This is a genomic window from Limnochordia bacterium, assembly GCA_023230925.1.
In the GTDB taxonomy this organism is placed as follows: domain Bacteria; phylum Bacillota; class Limnochordia; order DUMW01; family DUMW01; genus JALNWK01.
In genome coordinates this window covers 16,659-37,855 of the sequence record JALNWK010000018.1, presented here as the reverse complement: position 1 = coordinate 37,855, position 21,197 = coordinate 16,659, and the positions used below count along the sequence as shown (strand labels likewise).

Below are 21,197 nucleotides of genomic sequence, written 5' to 3'. Positions count from 1 at the left end.
CTGTCCGGCCTTGCTAGTTGGCCAAGGTGCCCCCCTCGGTACAAGAATTGTCTCTTTATTAGTGCCTTTGTTTGGAACCTTCCTATACTTCATGTGGTACTATAAGCGTCGCCAAGCCGAAACAACCGCGGCTGTGTCGACCCTGTAGGAATAAGGACCCGGGTAGGGGAGCTGATCATAAGCCCCCGAACGGGTTCCATAGCCCGGCATTGCCTATCCAGCAATCCGCCTTTCCTTACGAAAAACGCAATTACTCAAGAACTCTTCTTTGACTGCCACTCCAACCCCCGGTCCCATAGGCACATCGATGGCACCATTCTTGAGCTTTAGCGCAGGTCTAACCAAGTCCTCAACATAGAAACGATCTGTCGGCTCCACATCCGCCGGATAGACAAAACCGGGTAATGAGGCTAAGGCCAATCCGAAACTTTGTCCTAGACCCGATTCTGGCATGGTCCCGCACCACAGGGGAATGCCTTTTCCTTTACAGTAATCATGAATAGCCAAGGCAGGTCCCAAACCACCTACCCGCTGAATCTTGATGTTGACAATGCGGCAGGCTCCGATAGCTATGGCTTGCCGAGCAGCGTCTAAAGACGTAATCGATTCATCTAGACATAGAGCAGTATTAATTTTGCTCTGTAGGTTGGCATGATCGATCAAGTCTTGCCATCCTAAGGGCTGTTCGATCATGGTCAGTTCATACTGATCCAGTGCTTGAAACACGGACACATCCTCTAGGGTATAAGCGGCATTGGCATCAACCTGAAGGGGGAAATCTCCAAATCTCTGTCGTAGATACCTGACAGGTTCCACATCCCAACCGGGTTGGATTTTGATCTTCACCCGGCTGTATCCTGCCTGTAGACATTGCTCCACCCGATCACCTAGTTTCTCGGGATCTGAGAATATGCCCAGGGCTACACCAGAGGGGATCCTCTTGCGGACTCCGCCCATCACTTGAGAGAGTGACTGTCCTCTCATCTTTGCCCAAAGATCCCAAATAGCAGTTTCTATTCCAGCCTTGGCAAAGTTGTTACCCCGGATTCCTGTAAGATGCTTATCCACTTGCCGGGGATCTTCTAGGTCCCATTTTAGGGCTGCGGGAATAATGAAATCCTTTAACATATGGGTGACAGTCTCCAGGGTCTCAGGATTATAGAATGGTCCTGGCATGGGAGCACTCTCTCCGTAACCAACCCACTGTCCTGAAGTGACCTTTACAACAACAGACTCCCGCGCCGAAAGGCTTCCTGAACTAATAACGAAGGGTTCCTGCATCCCAATCTTTACGTGATATAACTCGACAGAGTCTATTCGCACATCTCTTTCCTCTTTTCCGTTTATAGTCCGAAATTGGCTATGTGTATCCAAGGACGATATCCCTTACTATAGGGACTTTCTCATGGTAATGGCGCCATGGGGACAAAGGGCAACACATAGCCCACAATTAACACAGTGATCGTTGGGAGCAACGGATCCCCCAGATCCATCCAGCCCCCGATGGATGCAACGGGAGATACAGATTCCACAACCGGTACATCGATCCTGGTCTATGTATGGTTCGTAGCACGTAGTGCGGTCCACTTGATCCATGCCCTTAATCCGATCACATACCATTCCCCGGATCTCTTCGAGATTGCCAATCTTCTCTTTTTCCATGTACCGCTTTAGATCAGCGGTGATTTTGCTAATGATCGAATACCCCTGCAGGTAAATGGCACTGCAAACCTGCACCGTCCCTGCACCAGCAAGAATGTATTTCACTACATCCTCAAATCCGCTGACCCCACCGCTAGCACTGATCTCCACTGGAATCTGTGGTGAGATCAAGCTAATCCAGCGTAAGCCATAGTGAAGAGACCACATGCCGCCAAAGCCAGCATATCCTCCGTGCATAATGGAAGCTTTGCTGTTGATGTCTATCTCTAGCCCGGTAAATCGGTTGAAAAGGGTCACGGCTCTAGCACCCACATCATGTAGGCTTTGGACCACCTGGAGAGGTGATGTCAACTGGGGACTTAGTTTCACGATCAACGGTACTGTGGCTACATCCTGGATAGCACAAACCACTTCCACCAGCTCCGTCTCCACCGACCCTCCTAGGAAACTTAATGAACCATGGGGACAAGATACATTTACCTCAATGCCATCAATTCCCGCATCCTGCACACACCGAATATAATCGGTCCAGTTTTCCTGATCCAAACAATCGACGTTAGCAAACACCGGGATGCTTAGGCGTTCCTTCGCCCTAGCTAGCTCTTTGGCATATTCCTCCGGTCCCAAGCCCGCTGCCTGTTCATAGGAATACAAAGTGGTACTTTTCATGTTCGCCAGATTCCTCTGCAGTAGAGAAAACCGAGGTGAGGGAGATTTGCGCATAAGGGCTAGATCACTTAATCCTTTGGCGATCACGGCACCTGCGCCATGGTCTTCAGCCCGCATCATTTTATCTACTGTGTCAGTAATCCCTGCAGAACCCACGATTATGAAGGATGATAGTCTCTTACCTAAAAAGCTCACTTCCAGGTTAGCCATCTCAATCACCTACATCGCAATTCCGTATATTGTCCTTATAAAACAAAAATAAAAACTCGCTACCCGAGCATCAGCTTGTAAACCCTACGGGGCCTACCTCTCCCCGCTGGTTGCTCTTCCCCTACCACCACTGCCAGTTTGGCCTCTTCCAAAGCTGCCAAGATCCTGCGAGCTGAACGGATCGTAAGCCGCAAGCCTGTACTAACCTCATTGGCCGTTAGCGTATCCTTTCCCAACATATCCTGCAAAGCCATAAGCTTACTTATCGTCGCCACACTTAAACCCGCCTGATCTGCGGCGGCAATAACCAGTGGATCTTCGGTACGGTTAGAGTATCTCAGGGCACTGGCATCAGCTAAGGGACCGATGGTTGAACCATCCTCTAGCATCACATAGACTGTGCCATAATCTTCATGCAAGGACTTAGCCAAGGCCGCCTTGGCGTTTGTCTCGGCATCCAAAATGGTCATGCCTGTGCCTAGCCCCACAGCTAACACTACATCCACTTTACTGCGAACATCCTTAATCATGGAGACAGCCCGATCGAAGTGTTCATCCCCTAGTGCTCCCCTGGTTACATAAAGGGTATACTCCCCTGCACCATCAAAGGCTACAGAACCTTGCATGTACTCAGCATGTTGCAACAAGGCACCGTGCAACTGCAGACTCTTTCGCTTATTTAAGTAGTCAGCTACATCGTCAGTACTTTGCCAATCCACAATTTTAAAGATCCCAGTAGCAATTTGGGCAGCCTTGCTCCGTTTGGTTTCGAAGAGAATCTCCGCCGTTTGCAGGGCTTGAACGATGGAGTTATAGGTTGGCGTAATCCGGTATACATTAAGGCCTGCCCTTTTTAGATGCTCATAGGCAGAACTTAAACAGGTGATCGCCACAGAAGTCTTGCCTTCCCTATGCAAGGAGCTGTGAAACTCGAGCAACTCCTCCATGGTAGCACCATCTTGGCTGGCATGGCAGTACACTGAATCGAAGGATAAACCTAACTCCGCGTACAGAGTTTTTACCTTGTCAAAGGCTAAGGTGTCCAAGCTAATCTTGGTGATGTCCCCTTTTCCATAGTAGAGGATCTGGATTAAACAGCGCATCAGTCCCGTTCCATCGTAATTAATGTACACCGACGGTTTGGTGCTTAAGCCAAGACACAGCTGGTAGGGAATAGGTCCGGTAAAAAGCAAGATATCGGCCTGTTGATGGTTCTTGCGTACAATATCCACTGCCTCAACCTCACGGGAATAGGGCAACGGAAGCACGCTAAAGGACCATCTACTATCTAAACAAACCTTTTGCACTTTTTCTACAAGATCAAAGGGACCAATAATGGCTAACTTTCCCGGCATAGACCAAGTTCACCTCAAACATTTGACCGTAATATGGGTTTAATTCGACAAAGACAGACTCATTCCCTGCCTAATCCTCCAGGTCACAATACATTCATCAAATCCTGCAAGGTTTTATTTAACAATGCTTTCTCGGCATCATCTAGCTGATAGCCCGCTGGATCATAGACGCTCTCCGCTGGAATAATCCCTTCGAGTGATAAAATATGGAGCAATCGAATGATATATTTTTCCACTGGGTCTCCAAAAACAACCTGTGCAAAATGATCGATAGCATCAGAATTACGCATAAACCGATCAAAGTCGCCAGAGATATGATCCTTGAGCATATCCACCTGAATCCCTGTACAGACTGCGCCAAGACCAATAAGGGCAGCCGTTGCACCAAGCATGATAGAATATCCCAAGAACCGGTCTTCTCCAGTTATGACTAACTTGTCAGGGTGTCTTCGGTGCAGATGAAACACCACATTCTGATAGGTAACCACCGAGTCTAGGGTGGCCATCTTAATCCCAATTATCCTCCGGTCGGCCATAAGCTCATCTAGCAGAGCAAGACTGTAGGAGACTCCACCGGCCGTCTGATACAAGTAAAACAGAACCAAAGGTAATCCCACATCGGCAATTTCCCTGTGATAGTCAATGATCTCTTCCTTTGTCGTAGCAAAATTAGGTGGAAACACCAATAGGGCATCTGCTCCAAGCTTTTTAGCATGCGCGGCCATGGCCCGGGCCTCTGCTACCTTAGTGGTAAAGGACCCGGAGCCTGGTGAAGCACCGGCTCCACAGATGATGAGTCTATTGGGAAGGGCATCCTTCCAAGCTGCAAACACTTTCTCCCGTTGCTCCTTGGAAAGCAACAAGCCTCTCCCTGTGTGTACCCAGAGGGCCACACCACCAATATCCTGCTTACTCATCCACCTTACGTAGGACTGCTGCCCCGCCTCGTGAATGTCCCCTTGGGAAGTAAAAGGCACAGGCACCGCAGGTATAATGTGATTACTGATCATGTATCCTATCTTATTCCTTTGTTCAGTCACCCCACAAACCTCCTAAAAACATCTATGTCCTTTAATGGTCCCTTAATAGTTTCGTCACATCTGTGGCAGATTCCTGCTTGGTGGATTTCGGATATTTAGTCTACTCCCATGAGCACCGGGTATCGAAGGCTAGACTCTTGTTCTCTTAAGGGAATCGAGAAACTTGGCATCCCCGCGGCATAGGGAGCAATCTCATACAGACCAAAAAACACCACCAAGTTTCCTTCTTTCAGGTAGAAAGGCTGGGTTCTATCGAGATCCTTCGCCTTAAACTCCGTGATGAAATATCCATCGGGATGCTCGGTCAGCTCCTGAGTAATGCGCTGTGCGATGGACTCCTTAAACTCATCTGTCATGAACAGGTCTTCTAAGACTAGTATTCTACCTGTAACCAACTCAATGTTATATGCCTGTCGGTAAGTCATCCCATGGGCTCCCCCGGTATACTCATAGAACGTAAGAACCAGACTGAGAAATCCCTCTTGGTTGTGCATCACTTCATAGTCGGCCACCGCCTCGTAGGGCCAACAGGGCAAATCCGCCTGGGATGCTTCTTCATGCCATTTCTCTGCTTCATCTTTGAGGGTTACTACATACTCCCGGGACCGGGCAAACAGCCGGTTCATCGCATCGATCCAGGGGAAATCACCCACCAAAACCGGAATCTTCAAGCTGATTTCAATGGTTGGTAACTCCTCCTCAATACATTCTGTCTTGACTGTTACCCCTTGACCATGGACAGCAAATGTGGACAACAAGAGAATAATCAAAGCGGCTGCAAATATCTTACTTTTCATGGTATGCCCTCTTTCCTTACGTTAGCCGATCACAGATAGCCACAGGATGTCTTCTCCGCTAGATAGGGCAATCCCTTCGTTATTCAGTTTAAAATAACATGTCTTTGATAGGTGTGGACTCGGTGGGATAGCATATAGAACTAAGAACCGGGGAAATACGGCCACCCGGTTCGTCTTAAGACTTGCTTCTTCAAGGCTCCCATCCATTGCTTTGTTGAGCCTTTATTGATAATTGGCGCCCCGCGTTTACTAGTTGCAGTCCGCGGTAAGGGGACCAGCCAACTCCCTTAAGAAAAACAGCTTTCCCGGCAGAGTGGGCATAAATGTGGAAGGTATCCACATATCCGGGCCATACCGTAAGGTCGTCCACAGACTCATCCCTTGCCACTGCATCCCCCTAGACAATGCACCGTCACAACCACCAATAATATAATCGGCCTGTAGGAAAATGCCCGGTCCAATGGTGTTAGCTCTGCAGGGAACAAGGGTCGTTCGGCTTTTGAAACTGGTAATCGCGTTCTGTTCAATGGTGAGGGGATGAAGCTTCGCCCCCAAACGGTAGGTTTGCTCTTTCCATTGCTGCATACTGACAAAGTCCTCAGCAAAATGGGGCTCCCAGAAAGCAATGTGGCACATGCGACCAATCCCGAAGATCAGTACGACTTTGGCTTGTTCTTCCCTCAGGCGCGCTATCTTCTCCCCATACTGGGGCAGACCCTCTTGCGTGGCAAAGTTCCGTTGACTATTTGGAACTGTAAGGGCGCCTAAGGGACCATAGAAGGCCTTGTTCATTGCGTTTTGGAACGCCCCTGGGTTATCCGAAGGTAAGGTATTCCCCTGGGCATCGCTCCACTCATCCATGTTAAATCCATAGACGTGATCGCACTTCACATCCCATTCCCTAAGGAAAAAGGTAGCCCATCGATACATCCCCATAGGTCCTACTGGGAGTATAAGCACAAGCTTCCTGCCCTCCTCCCTTGCTTTTCTGATCTGCGAAGCAATCTCGTGACCCATGTAGACATTGAAGTCAGCTACGTTCTCACACGCCAAAGGGCTAAATCCTTCATGCCAGAAGGACTGTCTTTCGAAAATGCGCTCTGGATCATTGGCACAACAACGATCGATCTTGGCCATATCCCAACCCTTTGGGTAAAACCCATCCAACATAGAATTCTCGACTGTACGCATAAAATCCATTCTAAACATCCCTCCTCTTGACACTGCTAATTTTGAATATTCTCACCGGACCTACGAAGTATTGTCACTTAACCACTTACCCCTAGGGAAGCAGTCTTTTTGTTGTTAAGCGCGGCCAAGCATGGCACTGGGTGAAAGCCTCGGCATACCCCACTCCGCATTGCAGACCCCGGAATCTAGCACATGTGCGCACAAATTCAAGGAAATCAATGTTGTCGTGGACCTGCATCCATTTTATCTGACTTTCGTGGACGGCCAACATCTGTAGTTTCAGCTCGATTGTACTGGTGATATCCACGTATTCCGTGGGATTGAAGTTCACCCCTGCCAATGTATCCATGTAGTAAATTGGGGTTAGGGCGGCACTGGACTTGACCTTCGTCTGGTAATGGGAAACGCTTGCCGCAAAGGTGGCGTCAAACACTAACCTACTAACAGCTAGATGATCAGGCATGTAATCGGTGGGACTATGGGTAATAATCACGTCGGGCTGAATATTTCTTATGACATCGACTACTTTGTCCCGTTGTTCCCTTTGCCCTTCATATACCAGTAGATCACCAATATCACAGGTGATGACCTCCGCACCAATCATCGAAGCGGATACTTTAGCCTCTTTACTTCTAATACTTCTTAGCTCATCCGGTGGGATAACCGCATGCCCTAAATTGCCATTTGCCACATGACACACGAACACATCGTGACCCTGCTCTTTGTACCGAGCCAAGGTCCCTGCACACGTTAATTCTACGTCATCGGGATGACAGCTAATAGCTAGTACACGCATACGTTCAACACCTCCTTGTGAGTATCATAGGGCATATTCCTAGTAGCGTATTTAGACACAAGTACTTTTGTTTTGCACAAAAAGACACTATAATGAAGACAGACAATGTCCGATTGGACAAAAGGGGGTTATCTACGTGGCTACTAGGTATTTCAAGCAGCGACTAAGACAGGTCATATCTATTGAAGCCGTTGTGACCATACATTACTTTGAGTTCACAAAGGACTTTCACTACGAAGGTGAGTCCCATCCCTTTTGGGAGCTTGTTTATATCGATAAGGGCGAAATCGAGGTAACCGCTGGCCAGCAGATCCTGTTGCTCAAGAAAGATGAAATGATATTCCATAAACCCGATGAGTACCATAATATTGTCTGTAACGGGGTCATCGCGCCTAATGTCTTCATCACATCCTTTGATACCTCCAGCCCACAGATGAGGTTTTTCGAGAACCGCATCCTGCAGATATCCCCAGAACAGAAACTTGCATTATCCGAGCTGATGGTCGAGGGCATGCAGGCTTTCAAGGGACCCTTTGATGTGCCCTTTAAATCGAAGATGTACAAAAACAGAAAAGCACCCTTGGGGGCAGAGCAAAGGTACAAAAATCTGCTCGAGCTGTTCTTAATTGATCTAATCCGTCAGAATCTCTGTACGGCAAAATCCGAACGGGTACTCAAGTCATCTGCACAAAGTGTGGCCCACGGGACTATGCCTGAGGTTGCTCGTTTTCTCGAGGATAACCTACAGGAATCCGTAACCATCGCCCAGCTAAGTGAGATCTTCCAGATGTCAGAGAGCACCCTCAAGCAGACATTTCGAGATTACACAGGAAAACCTGTCATACAGTATCACAATGAACTCAAAATCAAAGAGGCAAAACGGTTGATCCGGGAGGAAAAGCATACCATGACCGCCATATCCCAATTGCTGGGGTTTAGCTCCGTACACTACTTCTCCCGCTGCTTCAAAAAACACACTAGCATGTCTCCTACTACGTACCGCTCAAGTCTGAAGGCCAAGCTAGACTCCTATGCTCGGTAACTCATTGTCTCGTCTCGGGAGTACTGGCCGCCACTGCATATTTTGGAGTGACTCAGATCTGCTATTCAACCCATCCATCGCAATACCAAGTGGATCCCTAACCAAAGCATGGGCCCACCGATCATATAGCCTAAGCCTACTATCCTGGCGAACCTAGTTTCCCGTTCTAGTCTCTTGGCACGCATTTGACGGCTATCGACAAAATACACCAAGGCTCCAGAGAACACCGCAATGAACATGGTCCTAAAACCATATGCTTGGGCCAACCGATTGAGCATGTTAATCCCCCTAAGTTTCATCCTTGATGCCAAATACCCAAGAGAACCCAAGCAACAACAAGGGAGTAGCAAAACAAATCGAGACCGCAAGAACCTGTTCTAGTCGGGTTAGCATTTCCGTAGCTATCTCATTGGCCGGAATCAAAGAGATGATGTACAAAAGGGGCACCAAAGCAAAGGTAAACAAGGATTGTTCTTTAAACTGCATCAGTCTGGATAGACCTAGGGATGCAAAGTAATTGTAGAGCATAGTGCTGCTGAACGCCACAGAAACCCAGATGATCATGAATGCTACCTCCAATCGGTCGAAGATCCCGCCGGGCACCTCCACAAACTTGGCTAACATACCCACAGGCCAAAGGAAATCCACGGTGTGCATCCCAAATACCCCGACAGTGGCAACTAGAATCATTAGGCGAAATACCAGGTTCAAGCCTAATCCTAAGACAGCGGCCTTAGGTGCTCGCCCAGGGATCAGCATGAAGGGCAATATTATTAGAAATACCTCATACCCTTCATAGTCACTAATACCGAGCTTCACTCCCGTCCAGACTACATCGCCTACTTTTGTGCCTAATAGAGGCAGGAAGTTTGTCCAATCGATCTCCTTAAGGGAGAATAAAAATACAGCGGTAACAAGCAAGAACGTCAATGAAAAAATGATCTCCAGTATCCGGGCAACTGGTTCGATACCGTGTTTACTGCATAGGCACTAACCAAGAGCATAGTAAGAATGATTACCTCAATAGGGGTATTGGGTAAGACAAATAACTTGAGTACGTCGGCAAAGGAACGGACAACCCGGGCTGATGTAACCAACCAAAGCAGAATGAGTAACAGGCTTAGACAAACGCCGATCCCTTTGCCTACGATACGCCCATTGTACTCCATAAACGTCTGCCCTTCAAAACGTTGACCCAATTTGATCATAATTAGAATCGGCACGAAGACAGCAAAGTGACTGACGATTAGGCTTAGCCAACCGGCCGGACCTACCTCCTGCATGAGAGTCCTCGGTAGCTTAAGTACTTCAGTGGCATTGGCTCCCAAAAACAGCATCAGGGCGACTTGCCAAGTGGAAATCCGATCATTGTCTTCTAGCATATAGAACTCCTATTCCTTTAGTCGACCACACCGATGCGGCGAATCTTGGCTTCAACTGTAACTTGAAAACTAGCCTCTGGAAAATAGACATCGTCCCACTGGTCCTTTACCTGTAAGTAGAACTCAGGTAATTGCTTGCTTAGTGCCCTCCCAAAACCTAGTACATCCACTCGAAACTCAGATTGCAGCTTCCTAATCACATCTAGCACAAGCCCCCGAAGCCTCTCGTTAACCATTTTCTCGATGGAGCTAAGCAGCTGTTGATCCATTAAGCTACCACCACCGATCTGCTCAATGATGTCCCCCTCCACTTGGATATCTAGTCTGAATATCGCTTGCCCATTTCCCTGTGAGGCTTTAATGCTTGTCTTGGCAGTCCGTAGGAAATAGGAAACCTCCCCTGTCGCTTCGGCGCGATTACCAACAATAACGGTTCCGCCCTTAATACGGTTCTGAACCAGTACAGTGGCCGCCGTCTCAACCTCGCCGAGCCATCCTACAAGCTGCCAATTCTTGATCACCGCGGAGCCACCAACTACTGCTTCATCCTCCGCTGGCCGAACCCGCGGGAGAAGAGCATTTCCAGTCTCAACCAATTCCTGCACTACCTCACCAAAGCTCTTTGTCTGAACCCTCCCTGATAAGGTTACAAACTCGATTAGATTGTCTAGATATACTCCTAGCAAAGGTTCTATCGCGGGTTTGACCTCAAGAACATCCTTTGCCTTTCCGTTGGAGATCAGAAGTTTCATTCGCCGAGAGATATCCCGATGTCGATGCAGGTAATCAATCACATCTTTGATACCTTCTCTTGCCAGTTCCTCACCGATTATCACAGCCTTCGTATGACCATAGAATGGCGATCTCCAGATCCGGTGATCCAACAATGAGCTAATCTGGCCCAAACTAGTACCAGTGGACGATAGGACCCACGTAAATCCATCGTCTCCTCCACCCCCGCCTTCTTTGCCTAGTTTCCGCAGCTTCGGGATCTCTAGGGTCATCCGATACATAATTGCTGGACCTTGAAGAAGTTTTTCCGTCTCCGATTCCATTGCTTCTGGCTCCGCAAAATCGATACCAATAGCAATAATATTTGCTCGTTTTTCAATATCTCGCATATCCCAGCAGCCACAAAGAAGCACTGCACAAAAGAGGAACAGGAGATGTAATCTGAGGTTGCTCATGGGTGATCACCAAACTGGTCAGTCCTTCTATCAGAGAGTCGATCAGGATCCTGGGGATGAAGATACCTGGGCCTAGCTTTCATGGCCAACCACGGAAAACGAATCACAGTGTCTTGAAAGGCTCTGATCCGCAAGGGACTCCATGGGGAAAGCATACTGACTCCAAAGCTCTTTAACGTAGCCAAGTGGACTAGGATCACCAGCATGCCCATAGATACGCCGAATAAGCCCAAAACCGCGGCCATGGTCATCAGGAAAAAGCGTAGATTCCTCACTGTAATGGTGAGACTATAGGTGGGAATCAAAAAGCTTGCTATGGCAGTGCTTGCCACAATGATAACCATTACAGGACTTACCAATCCCGCCCGCACAGCGGCATCGCCAATGATGATACCGCCCACAATACCAATGGTTTGACCAATTGGTCCAGGAAGACGGATACCCGCCTCCCTTAGTAGCTCCAACATCAACTCCATCACAAAGGCTTCAGTCACTGCAGGAAAGGGGATGCCGTCTCTGGCTGCGGCAATGGTCAAAGCTAGGGTAGTGGGAATCATCTCCGGGTTATAGGATACTAACGCGATGTAGACAGCTGGTAAGGTCAAGGCCAGAAAAGAACCAACGAATCGAACCATGCGAATGATGGTGCTAGCGGACCAAGATATGTAGTAGTCCTCCGGTGAGTGCATGAGTGTATTGATCGTTGTGGGCGCGAGGATGACGAAGGGAGAGTTATCGCAGATGAGTGCAAATCGACCTTCTAGAAGCCCACCTACCACCTCATCAGGACGTTCAGTTGCCTGAACTGTATCAAAGGGCGACCACCAACTATCCGAGATTAGCTGTTCTAGGTATCCACTATCCGTAAGCGAATCGATATCCACTTTGTCTAGCCGGTTTTGAGCCTCCTCTAAGATCCCAGGATCTATGATATCGGCGATGTAGACTAAAGCAACAGCGGTCCGACTTCTACGACCTAATAGGTACATTTTTATCTTAAGGCTTGGGTCCTTTAGTCTTTGTCTAACCAGCGTTATGTTCGTGGTTACACACTCACAAAAGCTATCCCTTGGACCCCGGATGACCGCTTCGGCCACCGGTTGTTCCACGCCTCGCTGTTCCCAGCCTTGGGCCCCGATAGCCAACGCCTTAAAGACAGTATCAACGAATAAGACTGCCTTACCAGCCAGAAGATAATACACTGCATCGTCGAAGGATTCAATCTCCTTTAGATCACCGATGGTAATCATGCCCTTAATCCTATCCAATAGGTCCGGTTCATCCCATTGCTTGATTTGACGGGCATCTAACATCAAAGTCTTAAGCAGTTGAGCGTTTATGACCTCATTATCCAACATACCACTAATATAGACTACAGCAGCGGAAGTACCCTTTCCCCCGACTTTGAACTCCCGTACGGTGACATCGTCAGCATCCTCGAAAAGCGTTTTGATCGTGTGTAGGTTTTTGGCAAGAACCGGAGAGATCCTTACCCCGATTCTTGAGTTGCGGACAATTGGTTCGCATTTCCTGGAAAATAGTCGTAAAATAAGACGCTTAATCATAGTACTTGCTCCGAGTCATTCTCATTGGGTTTTACTCTTAGTATGACCAGAACAACCCGGACAATTCTCTAGACTCTATTGCCATCCTTGGCACAGAACTCCGAGAATAGAGTTGTTGACATACGCTCATAATGGAAGTAGAATAAGTTATGGGCATATGTCAATAACGTGGCTCTAACACATGAGACTGTCGTAAACGCACACCAGTAACTGGATGAAGAATTCGGGAAGGGGTAAGTCCCAAGGGAGATGATGATCTTGCCCAGAGGAGACGGAACAGGTCCAGTAAGCAAAGGTCTCACCGGACGTAGGAGAGGCGGTGTCCGTGGTGGGACCGCAGGACCGGGTGGATTCTGCGTGTGTCCAAGATGTGGAGCACAGATTCCACATCAACAAGGGACACCTTGTACTTCGACTAGTTGCCCAGAGTGTGGCACTAAAATGATCAGAGGCAAATGATTGTCGGCGGTGTGCATATGCGAAAGGTAACGCCTTCCATTCAAGATTACCTCAAAGCTTTGCTGGAGCTGTCAAAAGGCGGTGAACCCGTCCGCTCCGTAGACGTTGCACGTAAGCTCAATGTGTCACGGGCCAGTGTCAACCGAGCGATGAATGTACTCAAGGATATGGCTTATATCTCCAAAAAACGATACGGCGCAATCTCTCTCACGGACGATGGTAAACAGGCTGCCAAAGAGGTGAAAAAACACAATAGGATTATTAAGGCCTTTTTGGTTGATGTACTGGGCGTTGAGGAGACTATAGCAATCAACGAAGCCTGCCATATGGAGCATACGATCAGCGCAGAGACGGCAAGAAAGCTCGAAGAGTATCTTAAGAATGTATGTAACCAAAGACATTAAGTCTCACTACAGTGTTGCTAGGCCCGGGCGTAGATCGCGATCCACCAATAGGGATTGTCTCCCTCGGTGTCGTAGTATGGATAATTGGCCGTCCACAAATCCATACCACGGCGCGCGGGTTCTATGAAGATGCGGGATTACAGCAAAGGGAGCAAATTCCACGAGTAGATAGGGAAAGCGCACACCTTAATATTTGTCCTATCTGGACTGTTTCAAGTTTGCCTGAACGATTATGTTTTCATGTACCATGATGGAAAAGCCTGTGCAGGAAACGGCAAACCCACAAACTAAGGATAAGCTGGAAGGAAGACCTCAAAACAAAGTGAGACTCGTTAGTATAACCCTTACAAGCAAACCTTGCTACCACAATGGGGGAAACGTCCTAGTGGTATTACGATAATACTTGTGGGCCATACTGATTCCAAATTCAATCGAAGGATCTAGGTGGTATGTGTGAAGGTCTACATATTAGCTGACAACATTGTAAACAAGCGAGGTCTGGTTGCCGAACATGGATTGTCCATTTTTGTTGAGCACCAAGAGTTAAAGATACTGTTTGATACCGGTCAGTCTTCAGTATACTGTCATAACGCCGGTTTGATGGGGATCGATCTCGCACAAACAGACTGCATTATCCTTAGCCATGGCCACTACGATCACTGCGACGGACTGATCCACCTCCCTCACATGGACACATTCCCTATGGTGTATGTACACCCAGCGGCCTTTGAAAAGCGTTTTAACGCTGGTTCAGGAAAATCAATCGGCATTTCGTGGAACATAGATGATTACCCCATTATTAGAAATAGACTGTTCTACAATCAGAAGGAGTTGAGTCCCTATCCGGGAGTGCATTTGCTTACCGAAATACCGATCTCAACAGACCTTGAAGACACGCCCCAAAGTTTTTCCAAGGAAAGCTCCGGACAGATAGTAGTAGACAATTTCATTGACGAACAAGCCCTCATTATTGAGACATCCAAGGGACTTGTTGTCTTTCTTGGATGCAGTCATCCTGGTATTATTAGTTGCCTTGATTACATTCAAGAAATGTTCCCCGACCAATCCATCTATGCCCTATTTGCTGGTATGCATATGGAAAAAGCAACTTCCCTCAGGGTGCAGCTCATAATCCAGTATATGCTAAACTCGAACATAAGCAAGATCGTACCCCTGCACTGTACTGGAATAGTGGCCATTAGTGAGATGAAACGAGCTTTAGAAGAACGTTGCCTGATCCTAACAACAGGGGATGTGCTAGAACTTTAGATTCTCTAGCAAAACCAATCCAGGGCAGCGCCTAAAAGGTGATGATGCCTTCAAAGAGAAGTCAGAGTACCAGACTCAGAGATATTCATGTACCAGGGGAAATAATTAAGACCCATGAAAGGACGTAGACTAATGTGAATAAGATGCCTGCCAACTTTAAATCATGCCTACAACCACGGCCTAACATACTGGTTTCGTGCAAGGGAGTCAATGGAGAGAACAATGCCTTAGCCGTTGCGTACTGCTGCAATTGCAGCTATGACCCTCCTATGGTAATGGTGGGAATAGTCCCTTCCCGTTATTCCTACCGTTTGATCAAGGATTCCGGTTGTTTCGTTGTTAATCTCGTTAGCACCCACAACAAGGCACTGTTTGACTACCTTGGCTCTCACAGTGGCAGAGATGGAGACAAACTAGAGGCCATCAACGCAAGATTAGGCGATGGTATCAGAGTCAATGCACCAATACTTGTGGATTGCCCAGTCAATATTGAATGCCGCGTCGTCAACTCTATCGTAACCGGATCCCACGAAATGTTTGTGGGTAAAGTGGAGTATGTTCATGCAGATCCACATCTAATCAAGAAAAATGGTGATTTGGATTTCAGCATGTTCGAGTTTCTCTAGCCCCTTCTGAGCATCATGCGAAGCGATCACCCCGAAATCGTTTCCGGAGCCGGCCAACTACACCGGCTCCGGGGGTTAGCTTGAAAAACCTATTGCTCAGCTTTTACTTTGGGAGCTAAAGCTTCATCAATATCCTGTTGTATAAGCTTCTGCAAATTATCTAAGACGATCCTTGGCGGTTGTTCCGTACGCCACACCGCGCCAAGTTCGTTGCGAACACGTGCACGGATCTGTTCTAACATGGGCACCGGAGGAGGAGCGTTAATCCGGTCAGCTTCGTCAAACATTGCCACGATTGGAGCTACAACCGGCAGCCCACTAATATCTAGTTCTCTGATTGCCGTCATATTCCCATTGAGATAGCCACAAGCATTAAACATCATCTGAGAAGCTTCTGCCGAGGCAAAGAACTCCATAAGGGCAAAGGATAAATCAGGACGTTGTGCTCCACTAGGAATACCATAACCCCATGGCGCGATGGCTGTAGCTTTATCGCCTGTAACGTTTGGCATCCAAGTATATCCGTACGCTGAAGGATCTACACCAAGTCCCCTAAGCTCACCCGGCAGCCAGTAACCGTTTATTTGCATAGCTAAACGTCTGCTTGCTGCTGCACCAGCCCATCCTCCGGTACCAGCCCCTATGATTAGCTCATAGCCCGGGGTATCATAGATACGTTTGATGTACTCTACGGCTGGTTCGAAACACATCATATCAACTTTGTTAGTAGTGGTGTCGTACCAATCTAAATCAAAGACTGTACTCCAAATGCTGGGAAAGTACGCGGTGCCCATGGCATCAAGGGGTTGAAGTCCCACTTGGGTTACATTGCCCTCGGCACTTAGAATGGTCATTTTCTTGTGAATTTGATAGAGTTCCTCCAGCGTCTCGGGCCCCCGATCCGCCAGTCCAGCTTCCGCAAATAGATCCTTGGAGTAAATAAGACACAGGCCGGGACCCACTTCTAAGGAGGGTAATGCATATAAGCTGCCATTGGCTGTAAAGGATTCAACTACAAGTGGAGGATAGTCGGTGGGGGATACCAATGCACTAGCTGCTAAGAACTCATCTATTGGTTGCAGAAGCCCTGCCAAAGCATACTGTACGGCAGGTGCTGGCATGGCAATCAGGTCCGGTGGAGTATTCGAAATAACTCCCAAGGTCAAACGCTCAGCGAGGCTGTTTTGATCTCCTTCAACTACAGTAACGCTTTTTACCTCAGGATGTCGTTCTGCAAATAGGTTGGCAACGTCCCTTATTCCACTAATGACCTTCTGTTGCCAGTTATTCACCCAGATAATCATCTCAACTTCATCGGCGGCATCAGCTACAAGCGGGAGCAAAAGCCCCAGTATCACAAAAGACAAAACTACAACTCTTTGGAGAACATGTCGTTTCACAATACATACCCCCTTCGCATTATACCTAATTTTCTAATGAGTATTTTATTTTACAAATCTTCCTCAACTATCAAATGGTCGCGTAAATAACTGGCTCCACATCCCATCTCTCTGCACCAAAACATAAAACTGATTCGTCATATTGACGTCAATACCAGAATACCCTAGACCGGCATCACTCCCTTTCACCTTTTACGCAACTCAAAGATGGCATAATGTAACGCGTCGTTCCACGGAATAATGATACTTTCTTTCCACAAATCCGCAGATTCTGGATGCAAGCATTATCTTCCTGTAATTTAACTTTTTTGCGCTGCGGGGCTCCTCGTCCTTCCCAGCCCCAAATCAGTACTGCAATAGCGCAAAACCCAAAGACCTTTTTTGGTGTCGATGGGGCATCTTAGACTGCACTACCACAGATTTCACACCTTAAACGCAGATTAAACCCTTGACATAGGCAACTGAATTTCTAAGGTCTTCTTTCACATCATCAGTTCCCTCATACTCAATCACCAGGGAACCTTGATACCCTACTTCCTGCAGAGCCTTTACAATATACGGTAGGTCTACATCACCTTCACCAATTGCTGTTCCCTTCACCCTTGTACCGCCAAGGCCTGTATATACGCCCTTTGTTTCGTCGCTATCTACATACCTGAAGTCTTTAAAATGGACATGCCCGACCCGTTTTGCCAATCGATTAATGGCCTCTTTGGGGTTCTCCATACAAAGCATGAAATTACCTGTATCAAAGGTAGCGGTCAAAGCTGGTGAACCGACCTCATCTAGGATTCGTTCGATCTGTGCACTAGTCCCAGCAAAGGTACCATGGTTCTCTAAGCAAAGCATGATCTCTTTGGTCTCTGCATATTCTGCGGCCTCGCTTAAACCCTCTACGATCCAAGTAAACCCAGTTTCAAAATCTATGTTTTGCTTGGCGTTACCGGAAAACACCCTGACAACTGGCGCACCAACATCCGCAGCCAAGTCTATCTCTCTTCGAACATGATCTTGCATCTTATGTCTAATGGCGGAATCAGCGTTAACAAAATCATTATCAATCGCATAGCTTAGAATATCCAGACTGCACTCTTTAGCTAGTTGAACTATCTGTTGGGGCTGAGTTGTCTTATCCGCCCAAAAATAGTCAAGCAGTTCCACCCCATCGACGCCTAACTCTGAGGCAAGCCTTACGAAGTCCTCCACAGTAAACCCTTGACGGTGTAGACTGACAACACTCCACATGCTTAATCCGAGCTTCATTCGCCCAAAGCCCCTTTCTATGCAATAACCACGATATGTATCGATACCAGTGTCCGAATTGGCACCCTACTTCTGTAAACCCTTATTCAACCAATCCCAAAAACTTAGGATATACGCTTGGCTTCATGAGTAATTACTTCGACACACACATCGCAATTCCTTTCCTTTCGCGGCAGAAACCAGTTAAATTTGGATTAATAATCCGGAATGTGGATCATGCCGGACCTTCTGTCACCAATCTCGGGTCAGCCTATAGCGTTGTTCATGAATCGTTGGTAGAGGTGTCTAGAGGTTTGGTAATTTTAGTAACCGTGTCTTCGCCGCATGTAACGCTTTTCTGACAAAGCAGCATAGATGAACCTGAATGGCGTAAGTTGGGCGTGTTTGGTAGATAGCCTTAACCATGGCCCAAGGTCCATTGTCGGTCTTCAAAGTGGGAATCTTATCGCCATAAAAGAAGTCCTCGCATCTTTTCGAGATTGCCCGCTAATCCAGCATACCGATTAGGGGCACTTGTCACAAAAAACAATCTTCACCGCCAATATACCTGTGTTTTCGAGCCAACTAGCAGAACTAATTCGGCTCCTGCATAGGTACTTCTTTAGCTTTTTGCTCTTGATAATAGCATAACGCCCTCCAAAACAGTAGCTATTGACGTGTCGAGTGCTGTTTTGAGGGCGTTTGTATTGATGCGCTGCTCCTTAGTGCTACCTCCCCCAAGATCTTAAGCGTCTCCTCCCGAAACCACTCGTGTCTGCCCAGTCTACTAAAGCCCAGTAGGACTCGTTCATCTGAACACTGGGTCAGCAGGTCCCACGTTATTGAATATTCGTGCACTTGCTTAGTGGTCTGCAATCGCCAGCCCCTTGAAGAAGCTCTCAGTAGCTAGTTACGCGTCATACGTAACGTAACAGTGCAGTTGGACGGGTCTTACACCCGTCCAACCAATTACTTCCGGCAATCAATATCCTAGTGGTCTACTTAGCAAGAACACTCCATACGCGTGCCGCTTCTGCCAATCCGTTATCTACGTCCTTTCTGCCTGCCATAACCTCTGTATACTGCTCAAACCACGCCTCTCTCATCTCCATGGAGTCAGCAGCTATCGGAAATGCGCGCATGTAGTCCATTGATTCGTAGATGTACCGACTAGCCGGCATCACTTGCACGAAGTCTTCAACCACTGACCGTCTTGGAGCAAGGAGTCCGGTATACAAATGCATACCGACAAGAGTCTCCGCAGAAGTCAGAGCCTGAATGAACCGCCAGGCTAGCTCCTTGTTCGGGCTCGCAGAGTGGATGCCCAGCCAATCGCTGAATACTACACTGTACGCGCCGCCTTTTCCTTCCAGCTTGTAGAACCCACCGACATCGTCTAGTTGATCAGGGAATACATCCCTCACTTCCGCTGGCACCCATGGTCCGGCAAGGTAAATCGCTGATTTACTTTGCACAAATGCCCCCCCTGCTCCTCTAACCGCAGCCAACGTCATTCCTGGTGGTAAGACCGTTTCCTTTAGATCGACCATAAACTGAAGTGCCTCGCGACCTGCGTTTGTATTAAACAAGGGTTGGCGCGTCGTCTCATCAACTAGCTTGCCACCAGCCTGCCACAAATACACGATATAATCCTGAATGGCCGAATGCATATCGCCCGGATACATTCTCGACAGGTCATATCCTTGTCTTAGAACTCTATCTGCCCCATCAGTCTCAGTAAGTCGCTTTACAGTGTTCAGTAGCTCAGTCCAATTCGTCGGAGGACGCGAACTATCGAGTCCACTTTCATCGAAGACATTCTTACGGTACCACCAAAGCCGGGGAGCAGTATAAATAGGTACACCGTACCGTTGTCCGTCGAAAGTAGAGCTTCCCAGGGTCGCCGGAAAAAAGTCGTCCTTATCCTCCCACGCCTCCCACTCTTTGTCGATCGGGTAGATGAGACCGAGATCAACCAGTTCCTTAATGTGCTCTGCCCCGCTCATATAGATGTCAGGGGGAATACCCCCAGCGGTCGATATAATCAGTTCATCATTACGTGTATTCCAGTCCACTTTTACAAGTGAGACTTCGACATTATACTTGCTTTCAAACTCGGGAATCACGTTCTCATTGATGTACTTGATCGCATTTGGATGCAACGAGACAAGGTGAATTGTGAGCCTTTCCTTTGCCAAGCAGTTGCTCGTCCATGCAAAGAGAAGCACCATACACACGAGTAGGATCCTCAGGGTCATTGAATTTCTTACTTTCATTAGTAGTCTCCTTTCTTAATTGACTTACTCACTTGAACTACAGCCCCTACTAGCTTCCAACCAAAGACAATATCCAATCATCCTCGCCCACGGCATCACTCCCCGTCCCGATAAGTGTAGATACCAAAAGTCCTATCGCATTCCCCCATTAACCTCGACCCGATGCTGGTCTATCGCAGTAACTCTGTGTCCACCCAACACTTAAGGAGCTTTCCCAGCAACTATTTGGATTGCGTTCCCAAACCCTTCCGCCTACATACTGATTTCATGGGTATACTATAAGTCTTCGGAATCTACTAGTATCTATGCACTTGTTTGGATTCCCAGCAAATTACTATATACCCACAACAATTCACAGGTTCGGATAGGGCGTAGTGGTCCTTCCGAGCAATAATGTGTGGTCTAGGTCACAGAACGGGACCACTACGCTATGTATTGGGTGCCCAAAACAACCCTGATTACCTGTCCTAACCGTACTTCTATCGCAGCCCCAACTGGGTCCACATCACCGTCATCAGTCGATGAATGTCTGCAACAAGCTCCAGTAACCGATCCCCGGGACATTTTGGAGCTTTCCAGGTACCATTTACATCAGAAGTAAGCTAACAACTAGCTTCATCTGAGA

General features: G+C 47.7%; 17 protein-coding genes and 1 pseudogene. 4 read left to right on the top strand and 14 right to left on the bottom strand.

Annotated features, from left to right (window positions below; genetic code table 11):
* Nucleotides 1–213: 213 nt before the first annotated feature.
* From menC to M0Q40_05845, 7 genes are all read right to left on the bottom strand, one after another.
* Nucleotides 214–1,323 (bottom strand): o-succinylbenzoate synthase, encoded by a 1,110-nt coding sequence (gene menC / locus M0Q40_05875; GenBank protein ID MCK9222138.1) that lies wholly within the window; start codon nt 1,321–1,323, stop codon nt 214–216.
* A gap of 66 nt (nt 1,324–1,389) precedes the next feature.
* Nucleotides 1,390–2,541: a 4Fe-4S binding protein gene (locus M0Q40_05870; protein ID MCK9222137.1), complete on the bottom strand. Its 1,152-nt coding sequence runs from the start codon at nt 2,539–2,541 to the stop codon at nt 1,390–1,392.
* Between the two features lie 59 nt (nt 2,542–2,600).
* On the bottom strand, nt 2,601–3,896 hold the full coding sequence (locus M0Q40_05865; GenBank protein ID MCK9222136.1) for a hypothetical protein: 1,296 nt from the start codon (nt 3,894–3,896) through the stop codon (nt 2,601–2,603).
* An 83-nt stretch (nt 3,897–3,979) separates the two neighbouring features.
* Nucleotides 3,980–4,936, bottom strand: coding sequence for a dihydrodipicolinate synthase family protein (locus tag M0Q40_05860; GenBank protein MCK9222135.1), 957 nt, complete (start codon nt 4,934–4,936; stop codon nt 3,980–3,982).
* 95 nt (nt 4,937–5,031) lie between these two features.
* The gene (locus tag M0Q40_05855) at nt 5,032–5,733 is read right to left on the bottom strand and encodes a DUF3298 and DUF4163 domain-containing protein (protein ID MCK9222134.1); all 702 of its coding nucleotides are present in this window, start codon (nt 5,731–5,733) and stop codon (nt 5,032–5,034) included.
* Between the two features lie 249 nt (nt 5,734–5,982).
* On the bottom strand, nt 5,983–6,933 hold the full coding sequence (locus tag M0Q40_05850) for a glucosamine-6-phosphate isomerase (protein ID MCK9222133.1): 951 nt from the start codon (nt 6,931–6,933) through the stop codon (nt 5,983–5,985).
* 82 nt (nt 6,934–7,015) lie between these two features.
* Nucleotides 7,016–7,720, bottom strand: a complete 705-nt coding sequence (locus M0Q40_05845; GenBank protein ID MCK9222132.1) for a PIG-L family deacetylase — start codon at nt 7,718–7,720, stop codon at nt 7,016–7,018.
* A 136-nt stretch (nt 7,721–7,856) separates the two neighbouring features.
* Here M0Q40_05845 and M0Q40_05840 point away from each other — a divergent pair, with 136 nt between their 5' ends.
* Nucleotides 7,857–8,762, top strand: a complete 906-nt coding sequence (locus M0Q40_05840; GenBank protein MCK9222131.1) for an AraC family transcriptional regulator — start codon at nt 7,857–7,859, stop codon at nt 8,760–8,762.
* Between the two features lie 65 nt (nt 8,763–8,827).
* Here the strand turns inward: M0Q40_05840 and M0Q40_05835 are convergent, their stop codons facing one another.
* The 4 genes and pseudogenes from M0Q40_05835 to M0Q40_05820 all read right to left on the bottom strand — a co-directional run bounded on the left by M0Q40_05835 (nt 8,828) and on the right by M0Q40_05820 (nt 12,896).
* On the bottom strand, nt 8,828–9,040 hold the full coding sequence (locus M0Q40_05835; GenBank protein ID MCK9222130.1) for a hypothetical protein: 213 nt from the start codon (nt 9,038–9,040) through the stop codon (nt 8,828–8,830).
* A gap of 10 nt (nt 9,041–9,050) precedes the next feature.
* A pseudogene (locus M0Q40_05830) lies at nt 9,051–10,099 on the bottom strand (spore germination protein).
* A 62-nt stretch (nt 10,100–10,161) separates the two neighbouring features.
* Nucleotides 10,162–11,265, bottom strand: a complete 1,104-nt coding sequence (locus tag M0Q40_05825) for a Ger(x)C family spore germination protein (GenBank protein MCK9222129.1) — start codon at nt 11,263–11,265, stop codon at nt 10,162–10,164.
* 62 nt (nt 11,266–11,327) lie between these two features.
* Nucleotides 11,328–12,896 carry a spore germination protein gene (locus M0Q40_05820; GenBank protein MCK9222128.1) on the bottom strand — a complete coding sequence of 523 codons (1,569 nt, stop codon included), beginning with the start codon at nt 12,894–12,896 and terminating at the stop codon, nt 11,328–11,330.
* 476 nt (nt 12,897–13,372) lie between these two features.
* Between M0Q40_05820 and M0Q40_05815 the strand changes: the two genes are divergently transcribed.
* From M0Q40_05815 to M0Q40_05805, 3 genes are all read left to right on the top strand, one after another.
* Complete coding sequence (locus M0Q40_05815; GenBank protein MCK9222127.1) at nt 13,373–13,759, top strand: metal-dependent transcriptional regulator; 387 nt, start codon at nt 13,373–13,375, stop codon at nt 13,757–13,759.
* Between the two features lie 453 nt (nt 13,760–14,212).
* Nucleotides 14,213–15,028, top strand: a complete 816-nt coding sequence (locus M0Q40_05810; GenBank protein ID MCK9222126.1) for an MBL fold metallo-hydrolase — start codon at nt 14,213–14,215, stop codon at nt 15,026–15,028.
* A gap of 134 nt (nt 15,029–15,162) precedes the next feature.
* Entirely contained in the window at nt 15,163–15,654 is a 492-nt protein-coding gene (locus M0Q40_05805; protein ID MCK9222125.1) for a flavin reductase family protein, read from the top strand.
* An 89-nt stretch (nt 15,655–15,743) separates the two neighbouring features.
* On the opposite strand, the gene M0Q40_05800 is transcribed toward M0Q40_05805, so the two are convergent.
* From M0Q40_05800 to M0Q40_05790, 3 genes are all read right to left on the bottom strand, one after another.
* Nucleotides 15,744–17,054 (bottom strand): extracellular solute-binding protein, encoded by a 1,311-nt coding sequence (locus M0Q40_05800; GenBank protein MCK9222124.1) that lies wholly within the window; start codon nt 17,052–17,054, stop codon nt 15,744–15,746.
* 429 nt (nt 17,055–17,483) lie between these two features.
* The gene (locus tag M0Q40_05795) at nt 17,484–18,317 is read right to left on the bottom strand and encodes a sugar phosphate isomerase/epimerase (protein MCK9222123.1); all 834 of its coding nucleotides are present in this window, start codon (nt 18,315–18,317) and stop codon (nt 17,484–17,486) included.
* 977 nt (nt 18,318–19,294) lie between these two features.
* Nucleotides 19,295–20,572, bottom strand: a complete 1,278-nt coding sequence (locus tag M0Q40_05790; GenBank protein ID MCK9222122.1) for an extracellular solute-binding protein — start codon at nt 20,570–20,572, stop codon at nt 19,295–19,297.
* Nucleotides 20,573–21,197: the final 625 nt, after the last annotated feature.

What these genes read in the sequence shown, in the direction of transcription:
- M0Q40_05870 (MCK9222137.1), bottom strand. Translation starts at nt 2,541, where the DNA reads ATGGCTAACCTGGAAGTGAGCTTTTTAGGTAAGAGACTATCATCCTTC.
- M0Q40_05865 (MCK9222136.1), bottom strand. Translation starts at nt 3,896, where the DNA reads ATGCCGGGAAAGTTAGCCATTATTGGTCCCTTTGATCTTGTAGAAAAA.
- M0Q40_05855 (MCK9222134.1), bottom strand. Translation starts at nt 5,733, where the DNA reads ATGAAAAGTAAGATATTTGCAGCCGCTTTGATTATTCTCTTGTTGTCC.
- M0Q40_05850 (MCK9222133.1), bottom strand. Translation starts at nt 6,933, where the DNA reads ATGGATTTTATGCGTACAGTCGAGAATTCTATGTTGGATGGGTTTTAC.
- M0Q40_05845 (MCK9222132.1), bottom strand. Translation starts at nt 7,720, where the DNA reads ATGCGTGTACTAGCTATTAGCTGTCATCCCGATGACGTAGAATTAACG.
- M0Q40_05835 (MCK9222130.1), bottom strand. Translation starts at nt 9,040, where the DNA reads ATGCTCAATCGGTTGGCCCAAGCATATGGTTTTAGGACCATGTTCATT.
- M0Q40_05825 (MCK9222129.1), bottom strand. Translation starts at nt 11,265, where the DNA reads ATGCGAGATATTGAAAAACGAGCAAATATTATTGCTATTGGTATCGAT.
- M0Q40_05820 (MCK9222128.1), bottom strand. Translation starts at nt 12,896, where the DNA reads ATGATTAAGCGTCTTATTTTACGACTATTTTCCAGGAAATGCGAACCA.
- M0Q40_05815 (MCK9222127.1), top strand. Translation starts at nt 13,373, where the DNA reads ATGCGAAAGGTAACGCCTTCCATTCAAGATTACCTCAAAGCTTTGCTG.
- M0Q40_05795 (MCK9222123.1), bottom strand. Translation starts at nt 18,317, where the DNA reads ATGAAGCTCGGATTAAGCATGTGGAGTGTTGTCAGTCTACACCGTCAA.
- M0Q40_05790 (MCK9222122.1), bottom strand. Translation starts at nt 20,572, where the DNA reads ATGAAAGTAAGAAATTCAATGACCCTGAGGATCCTACTCGTGTGTATG.